This is a genomic window from Microbulbifer maximicatervae (SeqCode), assembly GCF_052468295.1.
In genome coordinates this window covers 2,103,946-2,121,178 of record NZ_CP174340.1, presented here as the reverse complement: position 1 = coordinate 2,121,178, position 17,233 = coordinate 2,103,946, and the positions used below count along the sequence as shown (strand labels likewise).

Genomic DNA, 17,233 nt, shown 5'->3' with positions numbered 1-17,233 from the left:
AACTAGTTAGGAGTAAGGTCAATGTCTAGGTTTTGGGTTGTTGATACAAAAGCCAAAATTTCTCCAGAAAGCACATATGAGCAAGATGGTAGTAAATGGTACTACGGTCGTTCAATAGTCCCTGCTAAATCAGCAGAAGAAGCCATTGAGATTCTAAAAATGGCACTACGAGACAAGCATGTTGAAGTCGATGCGATCCTTGCAGTTGTTGATTACAGCCATAAGAGCTGGGACTCGGATGATGATGATCTCTATGAAACTTTAGAATCCTATGAGAAGTCAAAAGCAACTAACGAAGTAGTTACTGGGGTTTTTGCATCAGGCATGTATTTGGAGAGTGAATAACTATGTCAAAGGGAGCAATGACATTAGCGGAAGGAAGCCAGAAGAATAAATTTAAAACTGACGCTACTCTGGTTTTGAATGGCAATCAAGAGCGAGAGTACGTTTTAAGGACTGCATATGACAAATTGTCCGTTTGGAAGGCAAAGTATGCAGTAAGTGTTTCTCCATTTTATCCTAGATTAAAAACAACGATTAAAGAAGCCGCATTAATTGATAATGAGATCTGGGTATTTGGTGTTGATGGTACCAATGTTAGCCATATTATTGACGCGGTAACAATTGCTACGCAGTTCTATCAGGTCAAGCCTAAAGATATCCTTAGTAATATCTATATTAAAAACTTGAATGCTGAAGGCCAACATGAAGGTAATATGCCGCTACTTGTAAAGTTAAACATGGCTTTATACGAAAATACAGCTAGAGCTTTGACCGAGGCCTGTAAGTACTTTGGAATTCAGTCAGGTTTTAATATTCACGTATACAGCTCAAATGTGAATCCAAAAATTTCAAGATCTGAATTACACCAGGCTCTAAAGGCTGGAGGTGCTAAAACTGTTGCAACTGATAGCAGGAAAATTCGCCACAAAGTAGGTAGTAATAATGGTGAAGATTCCGTTCCGCTTGTTAGTAATCTTCATGTGGCTTCGATGGGTTTTTAAATTTAATTAAAAATTTCAGATCTGTTGATGAAATCTCAGGAGGTACCCAGAGAAATAGAGTTCATAGAGATACAAATTTGAACTTAGCTTCCTCTTCACTCAATAGTCTTGGAAGTTTATACTCTATTTGTTGGGGATTCCGGACTATATTAATAAGTGAATCTCAAATTTCCCTATCGAGAAAGAGATGTTCAACCTTTGATCCAGGCGAAATAGCCACATGGATGTAGGTTGTTGGACCGGTTTTCTGCTGTGTTCCAAACCTGTAGTAATAGTGAACCTTATTTATTAAACGAGAGCTAGGAATGAAAGCAACTCTAAAAACTAAATCAGGGATGTTGTACGAAGTTTGGCTGGAGGATATTAGTGTCTTACCAGGTATGAATGCTTTCCCCGGTCAGGGAATAGTAGAATTAGATCCGATTGCTATTGATCAGCTGGCTGATGATGCTAAGACGTATGGTTCTTGGCGGAGTGCAATGGAAGTCAGTCTTTCTCTATATGTTAATGGAGAACTCTGTGCATTTGAAATCCTTTTGGAGGACATCCCAGTTCAGGAAAAAGTAAAATTTGTAACAACCAAAGTATTGGAAATAGTATAAAAAGTTGAGTCTGTTTATTTCGACCCTGGGGGCTCTTATCGATAGCTTTTACTTCCCTGATCTCCACTCTAATTAGTGGGTATTCAGAATTGCTATGTTACTTGATTTCCTTTCGCTTTTACCACTATGGTTGAGACGGTTATCTTGATTCTAGGGTTTACACCGGCTGGGAGCTTTAGGGTCAACCTGGCTGCTTCTTACTGATATTCAAGCTATGGGTGGGTTGGGACACTTGGTAAGTAATACTTTTCGGGTCGGGAGTGGCTTTAGTGGTGCAGAATAGAGAAGGGTGGGCGCTTGTCTTCCTGAGTTGGTATTTCACTATAACTTGTTGAATTTAAATCATTTTTGCAGGAGTAATATCAACTTTCCAATCTGGCTTCTACTGCTCCGCTCGCCACTCTATTTGGTGCTCTCTATTTGGTGGGTGTCCAGGATTACTGGCCGTAATGGTGTAGAACAGGGAAGGGGAGTAGTCTTCCTGAGTTGGTATTTCACTATAACCTATTGAATTTAAATCACTTTTATAGGCCAAATGCCAATGTTCCCATTTGGGTTCCCTGCTCGCACTCTGTTCTGGTTGGGTGTCCAGAATTGTTACTGCTCGCCACCCTATTTGGTAGGTATCCAGAATTATCCTTGCTTTTGAGTTCTCTAGAGTTTTATCTTTGACATTGAGCGTACCAAGAGCATTAAGCACCTTAAGGAGTTAGGCATGAATATTACGATAGGTGAATTAAAAGAAATGTTGGAAGTTTGGCCTGATGACACTGAACTTAATTTCAGTGGCTTAGATTTCTATAGGCTGAAACAGCGTGGCCCTAAGCTTATTCAAGTCGAATTTAATCAGCTTGTCTATAAGGATAAAGGGATCGGGAAGGTTATAGTCGAAAATTTGGAGTAGGGTAGTTGATATTTAAGTGCGAAAAGTTGGCAAGTCATAGAAAATAAGCCAAGCCGAAATGGGAGGTCCAACAAGAGAGTGTGAGGGATTTTTACTAAGATTTCCACAAAATAAATCTACTCCAATTTGGTGCTGTACCCTTAAGTTTTAGGACCGCTTTTTATTTTATAAAAGGAATACAAACTTGCTTTGCTGGTGAGCAGGGGAGTGCCTTGTGAAAACAAAGTAGGGTAATTTATGAAATCAAAATGGCTAGATTTTGTACTGATTCTACTCACCATAGTTACAAAGCCAGGTTATGCAGGCTTGATCGTGATTGGTTCCATTTCAGGCTTGCAGTTTAACTGGGCCGGTAAGGGAATTAGCATCTACTGGGATAATCGTTGGGTGCTCATAAGTGGACTTTTTGACCCTGAGGTTCCAATTATTACGATGGACGATGGACGATGGATTTGGGGGCGTGGATGCCTGTGTTTACTTGATAGCCTTTCACTTCCAGTACAGCGGCTGGGACATTTGTTCCAACTTGTGAGCTTTCGCCGGCTCGGTCCTTTATGTTCAACCTATTTGCTTCCTAATGGTATTCAAGCCGTTGGTGGGTATCCCTTGTTGGGGGAGTTTGGCAAGTGATGCTTTTGTGGGTGTGGAGCGGCCGTAGTGGTACAGGATAGGGAAGGGGGGTACTCCTCCTGAGTTGGTATTTCACTATAACCTGTTGAATTTAAATCATTTCTGGAGCGCTAATGTCAATTTTCTAATCTGGCTAATATTGTCTTGCTTACCGCTCTATTTGGTGGGCGTCCAGAATTGTTTGCAATTTGCAAAAGGATCACGGCAAAAAAGGGTCGACCTAATTTGACTTTAGAAAAAACAGATTTAGAGGAAGTTCTAAATGAATACTTCAGTGAGTTAATGAAGTTATCAGGGAAATCAATTAAACAATTTCCAACTGTGGCGGGTGACTAGTGGAGTAGGTCTAAAAGGGAGATTGTAGTGTGAATCAGTATCGGAAAAGTGAATGGAGGTCTTTCCGGGATGAGATCATCGAACTAGATGGACGTGCTTGCGTTGTTTGCAGTCGTACAGAAGATAATGGGATTGTTCTCCAAGTGCATCACAAAGAATATATTTCAGGAAAGTTACCCTGGGAGTATCCTTACAATCTATGTGAGACTCTATGTAAAGGTTGTCATGCTGCTGAGCACGGCATTATCCCACCAAAAAATGGCTGGGAATATGGTGGAGATGATGACTTGGGCGATTTATGTGGTACGTGCGAATTATGCGGAAGTGCTATTAGATATGTGTTTTATGTTTCACATGAAAATTGGCCTACGATGGAGGTTGGAACTGTATGTTGTGATAATCTCACAGGGACTGAAACTGCATCAGCGCTGAGAAGAAAAGAAGATCGGAGAGCAAAATTTATTAACTCTCCACGCTGGAAGGAATCCGGAGGTGAATTGCATATAAGACAGAAAAAAATTGATGTGATAGTGTTTTCCTGTGGAGCTGGCTACCGGTTAAGAATGAATGGCGTATCAGGGAAGTCTAAATATTTGACCGCTGAGGAGGCTAAAGCTAAAGTTTTTGAGTTTATCGATAGCGGGGAGGCTGAAGATTTTTTTAGAATACGTAGCTACACTAAACGATAGTTTGACTTTTGAGTCTTAAATTAGAATTGATAATTAAATCGTATGCTAAATGCTAAATTTTAAGGAGTACGAGTGCGTAAGTATGTTATTGATTTTTCTGCACTTCTAGTTGCATGCATAGCCCTTGGGTTAACAATCTGGCAAGGACGAACTCAGATCGAACATAACCATATAACGTTAGAGCCTAGAATAAATTCATATTTTTCAAATAATAGTAAGGAAGGTCAATGGGGTATCTATCTAGTAAACAATGGTATGGGAACAGGATTTGTATCCGATCTTATAGTTTTGGTGGATGGAGTTGAAGTTCCTGAAAATGAGCGAGGTAAATTTTTTTCGGCACTAATAGCGTTAAACTTGAATCCTCTCTGCTTTATGGTTGGTGCGCCTAGGCCAAATGACTCTATTCAGGTTGGGGATGAAAAATTTATAGTTGAGGCTACTGAAGAAGGCTTACTTATACCTCAAAGTTGCCCAAGGGAACGCCTGCGTTTAATGGAATATCAGCGGAATAGACTAGATTATATTCTGAAAATAAAGTCTATCTATGGCGATGAATTCATGTACCAGTATTCGAAGAATGAACAGGTTAGAATATAACAAGTGGCTATTGTTGTCTGTTGAAGAAAAGTAATTAGACCGGCCCTGCAAGTATCTCCGATTCTCTTATTTTGGATTTAATTTACTTTCTCGTGTGTCCCATGCGGTTTTATAAGAAGGTTTTACCTACTTCGTGGATAGCTATCTGTTAGTCAAGTCTTGCGGATATCTGTTCTCTTTCCTTGTAGGAATTATCTGTAGTGGGCGCAGAATAGGAAATGGCGGGCGCTAGGCTCCCAGAGCTCAGAGGGTCGCTCTAAGCTGACAAATGTACTTTTATATCAGAGTCTTTATGCCAGTTTAGTATGCCCCTCGATGAATTCAAGGGGCTACTTTCAAAACTGGCATTGAAATGTCAGAAGGTATTCAAAAAGCAGATTGCGTTATGACACATATAAAAGAAATGAACTCATCACTAAGTGATTGGGAAGCCCGGATAATACTTGAAGCAATAACTCATGAAGCTGAGGGTTTAAAGTCTATTTGTGAAACATCTGAAAATGAGGATGATGTGGCAGATGCTGGGAATGACTATCTAGAAGTTATTGGCCTCAAGGAACGTTTAGAAAATCAGGCAATAGAAGTTTTTGGTCAACAAATTACCAATTTCAGTAGAGAGCCACTTTAGCTCTAACAAGTTATTGTGCTGATGTATTGCCCTCAATGTTGCTTGACCGAGCAAGCAGTGGCAAAACTCAAGCCCTAAATATTTGGTTGCGGCTCAGCAAAGAGCTAGATTTGTTAACTAAAGGAAGGAGGATCGTCTGGAGCCTCCTTCCTTGCAGAACCTTCCCTCAACACCTTCAATTGCCTACTTTGTGTTCTTTTTTAATGCGCACATAGATCTCTTCACGATGAACAGGAAGGGATTTAGGGGCTCGGATTCCTATCTTCACTTGATTTCCCTTCACTTCCAACACTGTGACTGAGACATTGGTTCCAATTCTTAGGTTCTCGCCTGTTCGGCGCTTTAGGATCAACATGTTTTCTTCCTAGCGATACTCAAACTGTGGGTGGGCATTTCTTGGTGGGAAAGCTTGGTAAGTGATGCTTGATGGAAGAGTGGGGTGGGGCGCGGGGGCGGTGGGCGCAGAATAGGAAAAGGCGGGCGCTAGGCTCCCAAAGCTTGGGGAGTCGCTCCAAGCTGCTGATTGTGCTCCACTTTATTGAAGACGAGCGGGTTTCTAGCGTAGTATGCATACAGCCATCTTGATAGTGTCCTTATCAATTTGGTTAGCTGGCCCCTGGTGTTGCAGCACCTTGGGTCAGCGCCTTTTCTCTATTCTTACTTCACGCTACTGTTTTACCTACAAAAGACTGCCTATTTTAGGAAGCTCCCAGAGATTTCTTACGATATGAGCTTTCAAGAAGATTATTTTACTACAGCCCACGATTTTGATAGTTGTTTGTTGATTCTACGCAGCTTTGATCTGAGAAAAAACCTAATAAATTCTGATAAGATAATTTGGGCGCCTATATTTTTTGTTCGATTCGCCCAAAAGAGTCTCGTCTTTTAAGTGTCTAGATAGCAACATCTGACAATCTAAAGGAAATTCTCATTAAAAAGATAAAAAAGTTAAAGTATTATCTTTTATAAACAGAGTTGGGTCATAATCATCATCGATGATAGTCAGATATAAGCTCATCCTTACCTTCCATTATTTTTATCAATTTTAAGGGAGAGTCATGGCTCGAAGAGGAAGTGGATTCGGGACTGTAATTAAGATTGCAAAGGCAATTGACAAAGCAGGTAGACAGTCTGCAAGAGCAGCAGAAAGGAGGCGTAAACAACAAGAGAGAGATTATTTACGTCAACAAAGAGAAAGGGAGAAGTTAGCTAGGCAAGAAGAAAGGGAGCTTTCTCGGCAGCAAAGAGAGCGTGAGAGGCAGGTTAGGCAAGAAAAGAGTGATAAGCAAAGGCAAGCCAAACAAAAAGAGAAAGAGCATAGACTTAGAGAAAAAGGAAGAATAGCCGCTGAGAAAGAAATGCTTAGGAAAGAGCTGGAAAATGCCAAGGTCGACTTTGAAAGTAGGTGTTCGGCTCGGCAGGCTCTTAGATATAAATTCATTAATGCAGCGATTAGGTAATAAAATGGAAGTGAAATTTATAATTGCTTTATTGATTGTAATCGTCTTTTCAGTCGTTATTACTTATTTTTTTGTCAGGCAAAGAGAAAATAGAAAAATTTTAGAGTATAGGACTGTTGAAGAAGCGTTAAAGTCAGCAAAAGAAGATCTTTCCTTGATAGGGCGGGAGATGACCGATTCAAGGTTGAAAATTGAAAAGGCAGATGCTGAGTTGGCTAGAATTAACGCTGACACAAAAAAATTACAAGTGCTAAAGCAAAATTCTGAAAAAATTAATTCACAGTTAGTTAAAGGTAAAGAGGCTTTAGAAAGGCGTAAGTTAAGTTTGCATAAATTAACTCAGCTAATAAGCCATAAAGAAAGTGAGCTTCATAAGCTGGTTTCCAAGATTGATATTTATAATAGAATTGATGAGTTTGTAGATAGCGGCCACTACGAGACACCTGAGTATCTTTTTGAGACATCAGCAAGATTTTCTGAAGAAATAAAAAGAATTAGGTCAAGCCAAAAAGAAATGATCAAGCAAAAGACTGCAATAACCTACCCTGATTCGGTCGTAGTTAGTGATAATAAGTCACACAATAAGAAGATAATGGATGGCCAGGTTAAGCTTATGCTTGTAGCATTTAATATAGAGTGTGACTCGATAATAGGCAAAGTTAAACCCAGTACTTATTCTCGAACTTTAGAGCGTATTGAAAACCTCGCAGGCAATTTGGAAAAATCGGCGGCAACACTAAGGTGTGGCTTTAATCTTAAGTATATTGAATCTAAATATGAAGAATGTAAGATTCAATATCAATATACTATTAAAAAACAGGAAGAGGTAGAAGAACAGAGGCTTATTAGGGAGCAAATTAGAGAAGAGCAGAAGGCAATAAAGGAATATGAAAAAGCAGTTGCTCAGGCGGAAAAAGAAGAAAAAATGTATCGAGATATGCTCGTTAGGGCAAGAGAGGAGTTGGATAAAGTTTCTGCTGAAGAGCGTATTCTAGCTGAAAAAAGAATAGAAGAATTAGAGCGTCAGCTTGCCGAGGCTGAGGCTAAAGAAGAACGAGCTAAAAGTATGGCAGAACAAACCAGGAAAGGGCATGTGTATGTCATTAGTAATATCGGATCTTTTGGTAAGGATGTATACAAAATTGGCCTAACCAGAAGGCTGGAACCCATGGATCGAGTCAAGGAACTAGGAGATGCTAGTGTACCTTTTTCATTCGACGTTCATGCGATGATTTATGTCGATGATGCGCCTGCACTGGAGGCAGCGCTTCATAAAGAGTTTACAAGGGTAAGAGTTAACGCAGTTAATTTGAGAAAGGAATTCTTTAGGATTGATTTGCAATCGATTAAAAAAGCAGTTAATCGAATTGCAGGAACTGAAGCAGAATTTAAGATGACTGCTGCGGCAGAAGATTACTATGAGACGAGACGCTTACAGACTGCTGATACACAAGTAGCATAGTCTTTAGTAAAGTCATAAGTGATACTCGAAGGTGTCTAAGGTGCGATCGAGTAAAGCTTATGACTATTTCACATTGTCAACGAAGCACGAGCGATGGGAAAATATAAAGGTTAGGCACAGTGTTGAAGATGGCTTATCTCTTGACACTTTGTAGGAAGTGCAGGTACCAGCCCTGCACCATGCCTAGCGTACTCTAATCCAACTCCACCAACCTCTGCATCAACGGAAAATACAAAGCACACCGAATATTCCGCTCTCCCCGCGCATAAAAGAGCTTCCGATAATTCTCCAGCTGATTCCGGTACTGCTCCAGCTGAGCCGCAATAAACTCTTCCTGGCTTTCCTCACCACTGGGCTCAGCCGTTTTGTAATCGACAATCCAGCGGGTACCTTCGTTATCGATAAAGGTACGGTCCACAATAGAGCGCCGTAACTGTCGGCCGCCGCTGTGGAGTTCCAGTTCGCAGGCGGATTCCCTTAGTGAGCCATCCAATAGCCAACGGCCCGTGGGGCAGTTGAGGCTGTTGCGTACGGCGATCTCCACTTTCTCGGTGGCGCGGTCCAGGCCGGTGGCGGATAGCCCCAATTGTTTCAGGCGCAGTTGCCATAGAGGGCGTTGGGCTTCCAGTTTGCTGGGTGTCCAGTCGTTGATATTGGTCTCGGCAATAGTGGCGAGGGTTTCGTGGGCTACGGTGCCGGCGTGTTTTAACCAGCGCAGGGCTACCTGGCCCAGTTCGGGAATATTGTCTTCTTCCTCAGTTTTGGGTTGGTAGTCTGGCATGCGGTATTGGGCCAGCCATTCCTGCCGGGGCATAGCTTGGGGTTGCCATTGGTGGGGCAGGCGCAGCAGGTAGTCGTGATCTCTGCTGGCTTCGTCCTGGTTTAGCAGGGCTTCTTCCGCTTCCAGCCAATGGCACCAGTCGCTTTCCTGGTGGTGCAAAACACTGGGCCAGATGCCGGCGAGTAGGGCGGCGCTGCCGGGGCTTTTTAGGTGGCCCTTTTTTTCATCCCGGTTGATGCAGGCCAAAAGATGCAGCGAGCGGATGGCGCGGGTGCAGCCTACATACAACAGGCGGGTGCCTTCCAGGCGTTCGCGCTCGCTGTTGTCGTGCTTCAGGTATTCAAACACCGGGTCCTGGCCGCCGCGTGCATTTTTGGGGGCGAGGAGGAAGCGGCTTTCGCCTTCGCGGTTGAGCCATTCGCTCCAGCGCAGCAGTTGGTCGCTGCCGGGTTTTCCGCCCTGATCCAGGCCTGGGATCAGTACGTGTTCGAACTCCAGCCCTTTGGATTTGTGAATGGTCATCACCTGCACTTTGGCATCCTGGGCGGGGCGGGCGTAGAGCTGTTCCAGGGCCAGGGTGAACTGTTGCCAGTCGGTAATGGCGCCGCCGGTATCGAAGGCTTCTAATAATTGCAGAAAATCCTGCACATTATTCAGGTCAGATTTTTGTGCAACGGTAGCGGGGCCGCCCAGTTCCAGCCAGAGGCCTTCAATCCAGGTGCGCAGGGGTTTGCGGCCGCGCTGTTGCCAGGCGTGCAGCAGTTTGGGGGCCACTTGGGCAAGCCGCGCGCGCCCTTCGTCACTGAGCAGGGCGATATCTTCCACTTCCTGCAAGGCCATTAATAATGGGCGTGCGCTGGTATCGGTTACGGTGATATCCCCATTGCCCCAGTTGGCCAGGGTGTAAAGGTCTGGCAGTTGCAGTCCGCACCAGGGAGCGCGGAGTACGGCCAGCCAGCTGATTCGGTCGCTGGGGTCGAGCAGGGCGCGGGTGAGGCTGAGTAAATCCAGCACCACCATTTTACTGGCGAGTGGCGCTAGCTCTGGGGCCTGGAAGGCGATATTGGCAGTACTTAGGGCCGGCAGAATTTTTTGCAGGTGTTTTTTCTTGCGCACCAGAATGGCGATGCGGCTTTCTGGATCTTGCGCTTGTAATTGCTGCACCAGTTCAACCGCTTGGGTGGCTTCGCGGTTGCGGTCTTCGTCACCAATGCAGCCGTAAAAATTCACCGAGGGCTCGGCCCATTTGCTGCCTTTAAACGCTTCGGATTGCAGATAGCGCACGGCGCCGCGACCGATATTGTCCGCTTGCGGAAAGGCCCTTTGGAAAGTCTCGTTGACCCAGTTCACCACTGCGCTTTCGGAGCGGAAATTAACCTGGAGGTCGAGGGCTTCCAGGGAGACTTCACCGATACCGCGATTGCGCGCATCCAGGAAAATACCCACGTTGGCATTGCGGAAGCCGTAACAGGACTGCATGCCATCGCCGACAATAAATAGGGTGCGGCCGTCTCCCTGCTGCCAGCCGGCAGTGAGTTTTTCCAACAGTTGTAGCTGGGTGTGGGAGGTGTCCTGGAACTCGTCCACCAGAATATGCTGGGTTTGCAGATCCAGTTTCAGGGCCAGGTCTGTGGGGTTATCGCTATCGCCCAGGGCGATCAGTGCGGCTTGGGCCACTTCGGTATAGTCGGTGGCGCCCAGCTGTTGGAAGACCAGCTTTAATTCGGCGACCAATTTGGGCAGTACCTGGGCGAGCCCTTGCAGTAGTTGCCATTGGCTCTGTTGCAGTCCGCTGGGGAGCTTGCCCACTTCCCGCAGTGCGGATAACAGCGGTTCGTTGCCGGCCAGTTCTGCCAGCAGGTCTTTCATGCGCTGTTTGTATTCTTCGGCGATGGGGCGCTCGGGGTCTTTTTTATCCGGCAGGCCAAAACCGAGTTTTTTATTGATGCCGCCGCCTTTGCGCAGATCACCGGTGGTGGTGAGGAGCAGGCTGCAGAGGGCGAGCCAGGCGGGCAGGCCGCTGCTGTCTGCGCTGGGGAAATCGTCCAGTTCGGCGAAGAGGCACAGGCCGTGGCTGGGGTTTTCCTTTTGTAAATTGCCGCCGGCATAACTGGCCAGCTCCAGCAGTTCCCCGGCATAACTGCCGAGGGCTGTGGTGAGGTCTTGCAGCTTTTCTGCCACCAGTTCGTCGATAACAAAATGGAAATAATCCTGGGCGCCGTCGAAGTTAACGCTCAAAAGTGGGCCGAGCCATTGCTCGCGCTTGTCCAACAAAATACGCAGCAGCTTATTGAGTTGGCCGAGATCGTTGTCCAGGTGGAGCAGTAGCTGCTGTAGGTCTGCGTCTGGGGTTTCGCCATCGAGATGTTTGAGCAGGTTCACTACGGCCAGTTCGAAGGCGATTTGGGTGCGTTCCAGGGGTTCGCCCGGTGCGCCCAGGCCGCTCTCGATCGGCAGTTGGCTGGCGAGGCTGCGGCAGAGGCCGTCGATGGTTTGAATGCGTAGGCGCTGGGGAGTTTGCAGCAGTTCCCATTCCAGTTCGCGATCCCGCTCCAGCAGGGCGCGGGCTAAATCCCAGGTGATGGCATCGTGGGGGTTGTCTGGCCGGGCTTGGTCGCGGGCGCTGTGCAGGGCGTCGATGAGGCGCTCGCGCATTTCACCGGCGGCTTTGCGGGTGAAGGTAATGGCCAGCACCTCTTCCGGTTGCTGGCAGGCGGCGAGCAACTTTAATACGCGCTGGGTGAGCAGGCCGGTTTTACCGGAGCCCGCCGGGGCAGACACGGCAAAGCTACGGCTGATATCCAGGGCTTGGCTACGGGCGTCAGCATCGATGGGGCGGCGCAGGGCGGGAGTGGTCACGACTTCGTTCATTCGGTTATTTGCTCCCTTTCCGGCCAGCGGTTTAGGGGCCAGAGTTCACTGTTGTTATCGGTGGGGCGATCAAAGTCGAGGGTGGCTACACCACTGCGATATTCGGTGGCGAGGGATTCCAGGCTGTAGCGCCAGTGCTCCACCAGATTGCTCCAGGTGCCGTAGGGGGATTCCTTTTCGGTATCGCCCACGGCTTTTATGCCGGCGATGGGGTGCTCCAAATCTCCACAGCCATTCCATTTGCAGTCGCCGTTGCGCACTTGGCCGAAGGCGATGGCATGGGCATCTGGTTGGAATAGGGCGTAGAGGGGCAGCTGGGGTTCACGGATGCGCTGGGTAAGCCAGTCGCGAATACTGGGGACGCCGGTTTTGTAATCGATCACCAGTTGCTCGCCGCTGGCGAGTTGGTCCAGCCGGTCCAGGCGCAGGTTAAAGTGCAGCCCGCCGATTTCCACGGCTTGTTCCCATTCGACTTTTTCTACGGAGAAATTGGGCCTGTCCAGTTCGACGGACAGCCATTGTTGCAGCAGGCGCTCCAGGCGCTGCTTTTCCATGGCCCAAAATCCGATCGGCAGGTGATTGTATTTTTTGCGCACACTGCCGAGGGAGCGCTCTACTGCGCGTTCGATTTGCGCTTGGCGTTGCTCATCGTCCATAGCTTGCAGTTGTGCGAGGGTGCCGCACTGTTGCCAGAATTCCGCCAGTACCTGGTGCACCACATTACCGCGCTCGGCGGGGCCGAGGCCGATATCCGGTTGGGTAAAACTGGTGGCGCCGAGGCGGAAGCGCAATTGCGCATTTAACGGGGACAGGGCCTGGGCCTTGAGCACCGAGGCACCGCCGCGCACCCGTTCGCATTCGGCGGGGGTGAGTGGCGGTAGCTTTTTGTCTTCGATTTTTTCCAGCTGACAGGCTTGCGCCAGTTGGCTGTAGTGAATGTGCAGGGCGCCTTCGGCAAAGTGTTGGGCTTGTTGTGGGCTTTCAAACAAGCTGCTCAGTCCCTGCTGCACACCGTCTTCTTCACAGGTGTAACTCACGACGATATCGCCGCTGGCATTCTGCAGGTCGGCGGTGAGTTCGCGGGCCAGTTCCAGTTCCCGCTCGGCGCTGGCGCGGGGCATTTTCCAGTGTTTTTGCCATTGAATCGGCAGCAGCGGATTGGGTGCCGGTGCCGGCGGCCACTGCTGTTGGCCGAAGCCGACCAGGCGCAGGTGATCGAAAGCGAGGCCGCCGGCTTCCAGTACCCCGAGAATTTGTAAGGGGCCATCGCGGGTTTCCGCCTGGAAGGGGGTGCGGCTTGCAATTTGACGCAGCAATTGCAGGGCCTGGGTGAGAGTAAGGTTGCCACCGCAGGCACTGAGTGCGGCGAACTCCTCCAGGATGGATTCCCACTGCATCAGCTGCTGGTATTCCTGGCTGTCCGGGTTGCGATTGCCGGGCCAATTTAATGCTGTCAGTGTTTCGGAAAAACGCGCGGCCCAAATTTCAGTGGGCGCTCGCTGCCAGCGCCGGGCGCGTTCGGCCATTTGTTCCAGCTGGCGGGGCAGTTGCGGTGATTCCAAGTGGAGGACTTCTGCGCTGCGCTCGGCCCAGTAGCGCAGGGTTGCGCCGTCGATGCGTCGCAGTTCCAGTTTTTGTAAGCGGCGGAACAGGGCACTGCGCAGCCAGGTTTCACTGTCGTCACCCCAGAAGGGGCTGAACAGGATATTTTGCAATTGGGGGTAATCCCATTCGTCTTGCAGTAGCGATAGCAATTGCAGGGCGGCGCTGCCGACTGGTGTCTGTGCCAGGGGCGTACCGGCGGAGAAGTTAAACGGCAGTGTGTAGCGCGGTTGCTGCGGGTCCAGGTATTGGGGTTCGAGCACGCGGGAAAATACCGCTTCCACCTGAGCGCGGCACTGGCCCAGATTATTCACCACTATGCCAACGCTGTGGCCGGGGTTTTCGGCGAGCTTTTGTCCGGCCCAAAGAGCTGCTTGGTAGAGCTCTTCATCCAAATCGGCGCAGGCGGATACGGATAGTTCACTCTGCTGGGTGAGTCCCGGCCTTTCATTTACAGCTGCGGCACCTGCGTGAATCAGGGCATTGGCGAGGGGCGAAATCTGGGCAAAGCCGGCGGTATCAATTTGCGCGACGGGTTCCAGAATGCCTTCTTGGAATGCACGCAGGATCAATTGATCGCGCTGGTCTGGCGTGATGGCGCTGTGGGCCTGAAGTTCAGTGGCAAAGGCCTTGATCATGGCGCACAGCGGCAGTTCGTCGCTGCGCATAGAGAGTGCGAACTGTTCCAGTAGGGGAGTTAGCGCTTCATCTATTTGCGAGAGATCGGAAATCAGCTGCCATTGGAGCAGCTGCGCCAGGGCGCTATCGGCATCCCGGCACAACTGCTGGCTGTTGAGCAGTTGCCGGTCCAGGGATTCATCCAGGGCGCGCTGCCAGAGTAATTGCCGTTGCTCGCGATTCAATACCTGTTGCAAGGCGGGCTGCCAGTTGCGCTGTTGCAGTTGGAACCAGAGCTTGTCCAGCCAGCTGCGCAGGGACTCCACCGGCGGCGGCATCCAGCAGGCACCGGGCGACTGCTGCGCGGCAAACACCTGTTGGCAGCGGTTGCGCAAACGGTTGTTGGGGGTGAGCAGCAGTCCGCCAGGGGGCAGCTGCGCAAATATTTCGAGAGCGGGAAATGCCGGCTTCAGCATGAATTCGGGTACCGGTTAGGGCTTGTTATTCGGGGAACGGTCGCGGTTTGTGACGGAGCTGTCAACTCTGTTGCGCGGTTCTCATCATTTAATGGCTTGTTGTTAGGGGTTAGGTGCGAGGGGTTCGGCAACTGGGGCGAACTCGCGGAAGGCCCGTTCTATATTGCCGGTTAGGTCCACCGTGCTGGTGATCAGACGGCCAGTGTTTGGAGCATCCGGCAGCATCAGCTCAAGTTCTTCCAGCCACCAGCGCACGCGCCTGGCGATGGCTTCACCGGAATCCAGCCATTGGATTGAGCGGGGGGCGAACTGGTCCAGTTCTTCTCGCAGCAGGGGAAAGTGAGTGCAGGCCAATACGGCAATATCCACTTGGTCGCCACCGGCGGTGTGGAATACGCGGTGCAAGACCGGCTCCAAATCCTCTGCGGTGATGGCTTCGCCGCGCAGTTTGCTTTCCGCCAGATGCACCAACTCCGGTGCGGGGACATTAATTACCCGGTTGCCGTTGGCAAATTGCTCGATCAGCTCGCGGGTATAGCGGCGATTGACGGTGCCTTCGGTGGCAATCAGGGCAATAGTGCGGGAACGGCTGGCGGCAGCGGCGGGTTTCACCGCGGGCACAACGCCCACTACGGGTTTCTTCAGTGATTCGCGCAGCTGGGGTAGGGCCAGGGTGCTGGCGGTGTTGCAGCCCACCACTAAAATATCGGCACCGCAGTGCTCCATCATGGCCTGGGCCTGCTGGACGATCCGCGGGCGCAGTTCCTCTTCGCTTTTATTACCGTAGGGGTAAAAGCCGTTGTCCACACCCAGGTGCAAGGTCAGGCCCGGCATCAGGCGGCGGATTTCCCGTGCAATGCTGACGGCGCCCACGCCGGAATCAAAGATCAGGGCGCTGGGGGCTGGGCTATCTGGGTGGGCGCTGTGTTTGTGCATGCGTTCTGGAGTACCAACATCGAAACCAATCCTCCAAGAATACCTAAAACCCCGTAAAAATTCCCGCTGGGTCTTCTCGGGCGCAAACCTATCCCTTGATACTGAGGTTATCGGCCGGGCTGGCGCGGGGTACTTTCCAGGGGCAAGCTGGTAGAATGGCGCTTTCGCCTGGGCGGTTTCCCGGGCAGCCAGTGGGCGAGGCTCCTGGCAAAATCCTGATTTATCCACCTCTTTCCAGGTCTGGGAGTACTACTCTATGCCAGCGTTCCCGCTGCAATTGAATGCCGATCATGCGGTGATGGCGGCTGTTGCCATCTTGTTTCTGTTGGGCTTGGTGTTTTGGTTGGCACGAGCCAGTAGCCGCCGCGCTTTATTGCAAAGCGAAGCCGCTTTGCAGGTGGCTCAGGCGCGTATTGATAGCAGCCGCGAGCGGGAATCCCAACTTGGGGTTGAGGTGGAATCCCTGCGTACCGAGTTGGCGGACAAGCTGCAACAGCTCACGAGAAGCCAAGTGTTGGTAGAAAAAGGGGAGGCGGCCCTGGCGGAGCAGCGCAAGCTGATGGAGCAAATGCGTATTGCCATGGGTGAGCAGTTCGAGAATCTGGCCAACCGGATTTTTGAAGAGAAGCAGCAGAGCTTCGTGCGCCGCAGTGAGGACAGCCTGCGCAAAAGTCTCGATCCGTTGGAGCGTCAGCTTGGGGATTTCCGTAAACGAGTAGAGCATGTCTACGATCGCGAAAATGCCGAGCGCAACAGCCTGCTGGGGCAGATTAAAGCGTTGCGCGAGCAAACCCAGCGCATCAGTGATGAGGCCCTGAACCTGACTTCAGCCCTAAAAGGTGACCGCAAGATTCAGGGTAACTGGGGGGAAGTAGTGCTGGAGCGCTTGCTGGAGGAGTCCGGCTTGCAGAAGGGTCGCGAGTACGAAACCCAGGTAACGCTGACGAGCGATGGCCGCAGGCGCCAGCCGGATGTGATTGTGCGCCTGCCGGAAAACAAAGACCTGATTATCGATTCCAAGGTCTCCCTGGTGGACTACGAGCGCTACAGCTCGGCGGAAACCGATGAGGAGCGCACCCAAGCCCTGAAACAGCATGTGAATTCCCTGCGCGCCCATATCACCGGCCTTAACAAGAAAGCCTACGAGCAGCTGGAGGGTGTGCGCACCCTGGATTTCGTCTTTATTTTCGTGCCCATTGAAGCTGCGTATATGTTGGCTATGCAAGCGGACCCGGACCTGTTCCGTTTCGCGTATGAGAAGCAAATTGTCCTGGTGAGCCCCACCAGCCTGATGGCGACCCTGCGCACCGTCGAGAATATCTGGCGCTACGAGAAACAAAACAAGAACGCGGAAAAAATCGCTGACGAAGCCGGCAAGCTGCACGATCAGTTTGCTATGGTGCTGGAGTCACTGGATGTTCTTGGTGACCGCCTGCGCCAAGCGGATGACGCCTACCAGCAGACCTACAAGCGACTGGCGACAGGGCGTGGTAATGCGGTGAAGCGTATCGACAGCTTGCGTAAGTTGGGTGCTAAAACCCGTAAACAGATCTCTGCGGACTTAAGGGAGCGAGCGGATCAGCCTGAGGTAAAGGGATTGCCACAGGCTGAGGAAACTGCTGCGGAAGAATAAC

General features: G+C 49.7%; 15 protein-coding genes. 11 read left to right on the top strand and 4 right to left on the bottom strand.

Annotated elements, in window-relative coordinates; all coding sequences use genetic code 11:
* Positions 1-21: 21 nt before the first annotated feature.
* From ACJJIQ_RS09645 to ACJJIQ_RS09610, 8 genes are all read left to right on the top strand, one after another.
* On the top strand, positions 22-345 hold the full coding sequence (locus tag ACJJIQ_RS09645) for a hypothetical protein (protein WP_444905438.1): 324 nt from the start codon (positions 22-24) through the stop codon (positions 343-345).
* 2 nt (positions 346-347) lie between these two features.
* Positions 348-1,004, top strand: a complete 657-nt coding sequence (locus ACJJIQ_RS09640) for a hypothetical protein (RefSeq protein WP_444905437.1) — start codon at positions 348-350, stop codon at positions 1,002-1,004.
* 305 nt (positions 1,005-1,309) lie between these two features.
* Positions 1,310-1,606, top strand: a complete 297-nt coding sequence (locus ACJJIQ_RS09635; RefSeq protein WP_444905436.1) for a hypothetical protein — start codon at positions 1,310-1,312, stop codon at positions 1,604-1,606.
* A 715-nt stretch (positions 1,607-2,321) separates the two neighbouring features.
* Positions 2,322-2,510: a hypothetical protein gene (locus ACJJIQ_RS09630; RefSeq protein WP_444905435.1), complete on the top strand. Its 189-nt coding sequence runs from the start codon at positions 2,322-2,324 to the stop codon at positions 2,508-2,510.
* Positions 2,511-2,747: 237 nt separating this feature from the next.
* The gene (locus tag ACJJIQ_RS09625) at positions 2,748-3,140 is read left to right on the top strand and encodes a hypothetical protein (protein ID WP_444905434.1); all 393 of its coding nucleotides are present in this window, start codon (positions 2,748-2,750) and stop codon (positions 3,138-3,140) included.
* Positions 3,141-3,505: 365 nt separating this feature from the next.
* On the top strand, positions 3,506-4,165 hold the full coding sequence (locus tag ACJJIQ_RS09620) for an HNH endonuclease (RefSeq protein ID WP_445364467.1): 660 nt from the start codon (positions 3,506-3,508) through the stop codon (positions 4,163-4,165).
* Between the two features lie 72 nt (positions 4,166-4,237).
* Entirely contained in the window at positions 4,238-4,765 is a 528-nt protein-coding gene (locus tag ACJJIQ_RS09615; protein ID WP_444905432.1) for a hypothetical protein, read from the top strand.
* 352 nt (positions 4,766-5,117) lie between these two features.
* The gene (locus ACJJIQ_RS09610; protein WP_444905431.1) at positions 5,118-5,393 is read left to right on the top strand and encodes a hypothetical protein; all 276 of its coding nucleotides are present in this window, start codon (positions 5,118-5,120) and stop codon (positions 5,391-5,393) included.
* A 175-nt stretch (positions 5,394-5,568) separates the two neighbouring features.
* Here ACJJIQ_RS09610 and csrA read toward each other — a convergent pair whose 3' ends face one another.
* Positions 5,569-5,748, bottom strand: coding sequence for a carbon storage regulator CsrA (gene csrA, locus ACJJIQ_RS09605; RefSeq protein ID WP_444905430.1), 180 nt, complete (start codon positions 5,746-5,748; stop codon positions 5,569-5,571).
* A gap of 703 nt (positions 5,749-6,451) precedes the next feature.
* Here csrA and ACJJIQ_RS09600 point away from each other — a divergent pair.
* Both ACJJIQ_RS09600 and ACJJIQ_RS09595 read left to right on the top strand, forming a co-directional pair.
* The gene (locus ACJJIQ_RS09600) at positions 6,452-6,853 is read left to right on the top strand and encodes a hypothetical protein (RefSeq protein ID WP_445364466.1); all 402 of its coding nucleotides are present in this window, start codon (positions 6,452-6,454) and stop codon (positions 6,851-6,853) included.
* A 4-nt stretch (positions 6,854-6,857) separates the two neighbouring features.
* Entirely contained in the window at positions 6,858-8,315 is a 1,458-nt protein-coding gene (locus tag ACJJIQ_RS09595; RefSeq protein WP_444905428.1) for an SNIPE associated domain-containing protein, read from the top strand.
* Positions 8,316-8,508: 193 nt separating this feature from the next.
* Here the strand turns inward: ACJJIQ_RS09595 and ACJJIQ_RS09590 are convergent, their stop codons facing one another.
* The 3 genes from ACJJIQ_RS09590 to murI form a co-directional block, all read right to left on the bottom strand.
* Positions 8,509-11,967 (bottom strand): UvrD-helicase domain-containing protein, encoded by a 3,459-nt coding sequence (locus ACJJIQ_RS09590; RefSeq protein WP_445364465.1) that lies wholly within the window; start codon positions 11,965-11,967, stop codon positions 8,509-8,511.
* Positions 11,964-14,663 (bottom strand): PD-(D/E)XK nuclease family protein, encoded by a 2,700-nt coding sequence (locus ACJJIQ_RS09585; protein ID WP_445364464.1) that lies wholly within the window; start codon positions 14,661-14,663, stop codon positions 11,964-11,966. Before ACJJIQ_RS09585 ends, ACJJIQ_RS09590 begins: the two co-directional genes overlap by 4 nt.
* A 102-nt stretch (positions 14,664-14,765) precedes the next feature.
* Positions 14,766-15,827, bottom strand: a complete 1,062-nt coding sequence (gene murI, locus ACJJIQ_RS09580; protein WP_445364463.1) for a glutamate racemase — start codon at positions 15,825-15,827, stop codon at positions 14,766-14,768.
* A 28-nt stretch (positions 15,828-15,855) separates the two neighbouring features.
* On the opposite strand from murI, the gene ACJJIQ_RS09575 reads away from it, so the two are divergent.
* Entirely contained in the window at positions 15,856-17,232 is a 1,377-nt protein-coding gene (locus tag ACJJIQ_RS09575) for a DNA recombination protein RmuC (RefSeq protein ID WP_444893725.1), read from the top strand.
* Position 17,233 lies beyond the last annotated feature (1 nt).

Bases quoted from the DNA above. Each gene is read 5' to 3' on its own strand.
- ACJJIQ_RS09645 (WP_444905438.1), top strand. From the start codon at position 22: ATGTCTAGGTTTTGGGTTGTTGATACAAAAGCCAAAATTTCTCCAGAA.
- ACJJIQ_RS09640 (WP_444905437.1), top strand. From the start codon at position 348: ATGTCAAAGGGAGCAATGACATTAGCGGAAGGAAGCCAGAAGAATAAA.
- ACJJIQ_RS09585 (WP_445364464.1), bottom strand. From the start codon at position 14,663: ATGCTGAAGCCGGCATTTCCCGCTCTCGAAATATTTGCGCAGCTGCCC.
- ACJJIQ_RS09635 (WP_444905436.1), top strand. From the start codon at position 1,310: ATGAAAGCAACTCTAAAAACTAAATCAGGGATGTTGTACGAAGTTTGG.
- ACJJIQ_RS09610 (WP_444905431.1), top strand. From the start codon at position 5,118: ATGTCAGAAGGTATTCAAAAAGCAGATTGCGTTATGACACATATAAAA.
- ACJJIQ_RS09575 (WP_444893725.1), top strand. From the start codon at position 15,856: ATGCCAGCGTTCCCGCTGCAATTGAATGCCGATCATGCGGTGATGGCG.
- ACJJIQ_RS09630 (WP_444905435.1), top strand. From the start codon at position 2,322: ATGAATATTACGATAGGTGAATTAAAAGAAATGTTGGAAGTTTGGCCT.
- ACJJIQ_RS09595 (WP_444905428.1), top strand. From the start codon at position 6,858: ATGGAAGTGAAATTTATAATTGCTTTATTGATTGTAATCGTCTTTTCA.
- ACJJIQ_RS09600 (WP_445364466.1), top strand. From the start codon at position 6,452: ATGGCTCGAAGAGGAAGTGGATTCGGGACTGTAATTAAGATTGCAAAG.
- ACJJIQ_RS09625 (WP_444905434.1), top strand. From the start codon at position 2,748: ATGAAATCAAAATGGCTAGATTTTGTACTGATTCTACTCACCATAGTT.
- csrA (WP_444905430.1), bottom strand. From the start codon at position 5,748: ATGTTGATCCTAAAGCGCCGAACAGGCGAGAACCTAAGAATTGGAACC.
- ACJJIQ_RS09590 (WP_445364465.1), bottom strand. From the start codon at position 11,967: ATGAACGAAGTCGTGACCACTCCCGCCCTGCGCCGCCCCATCGATGCT.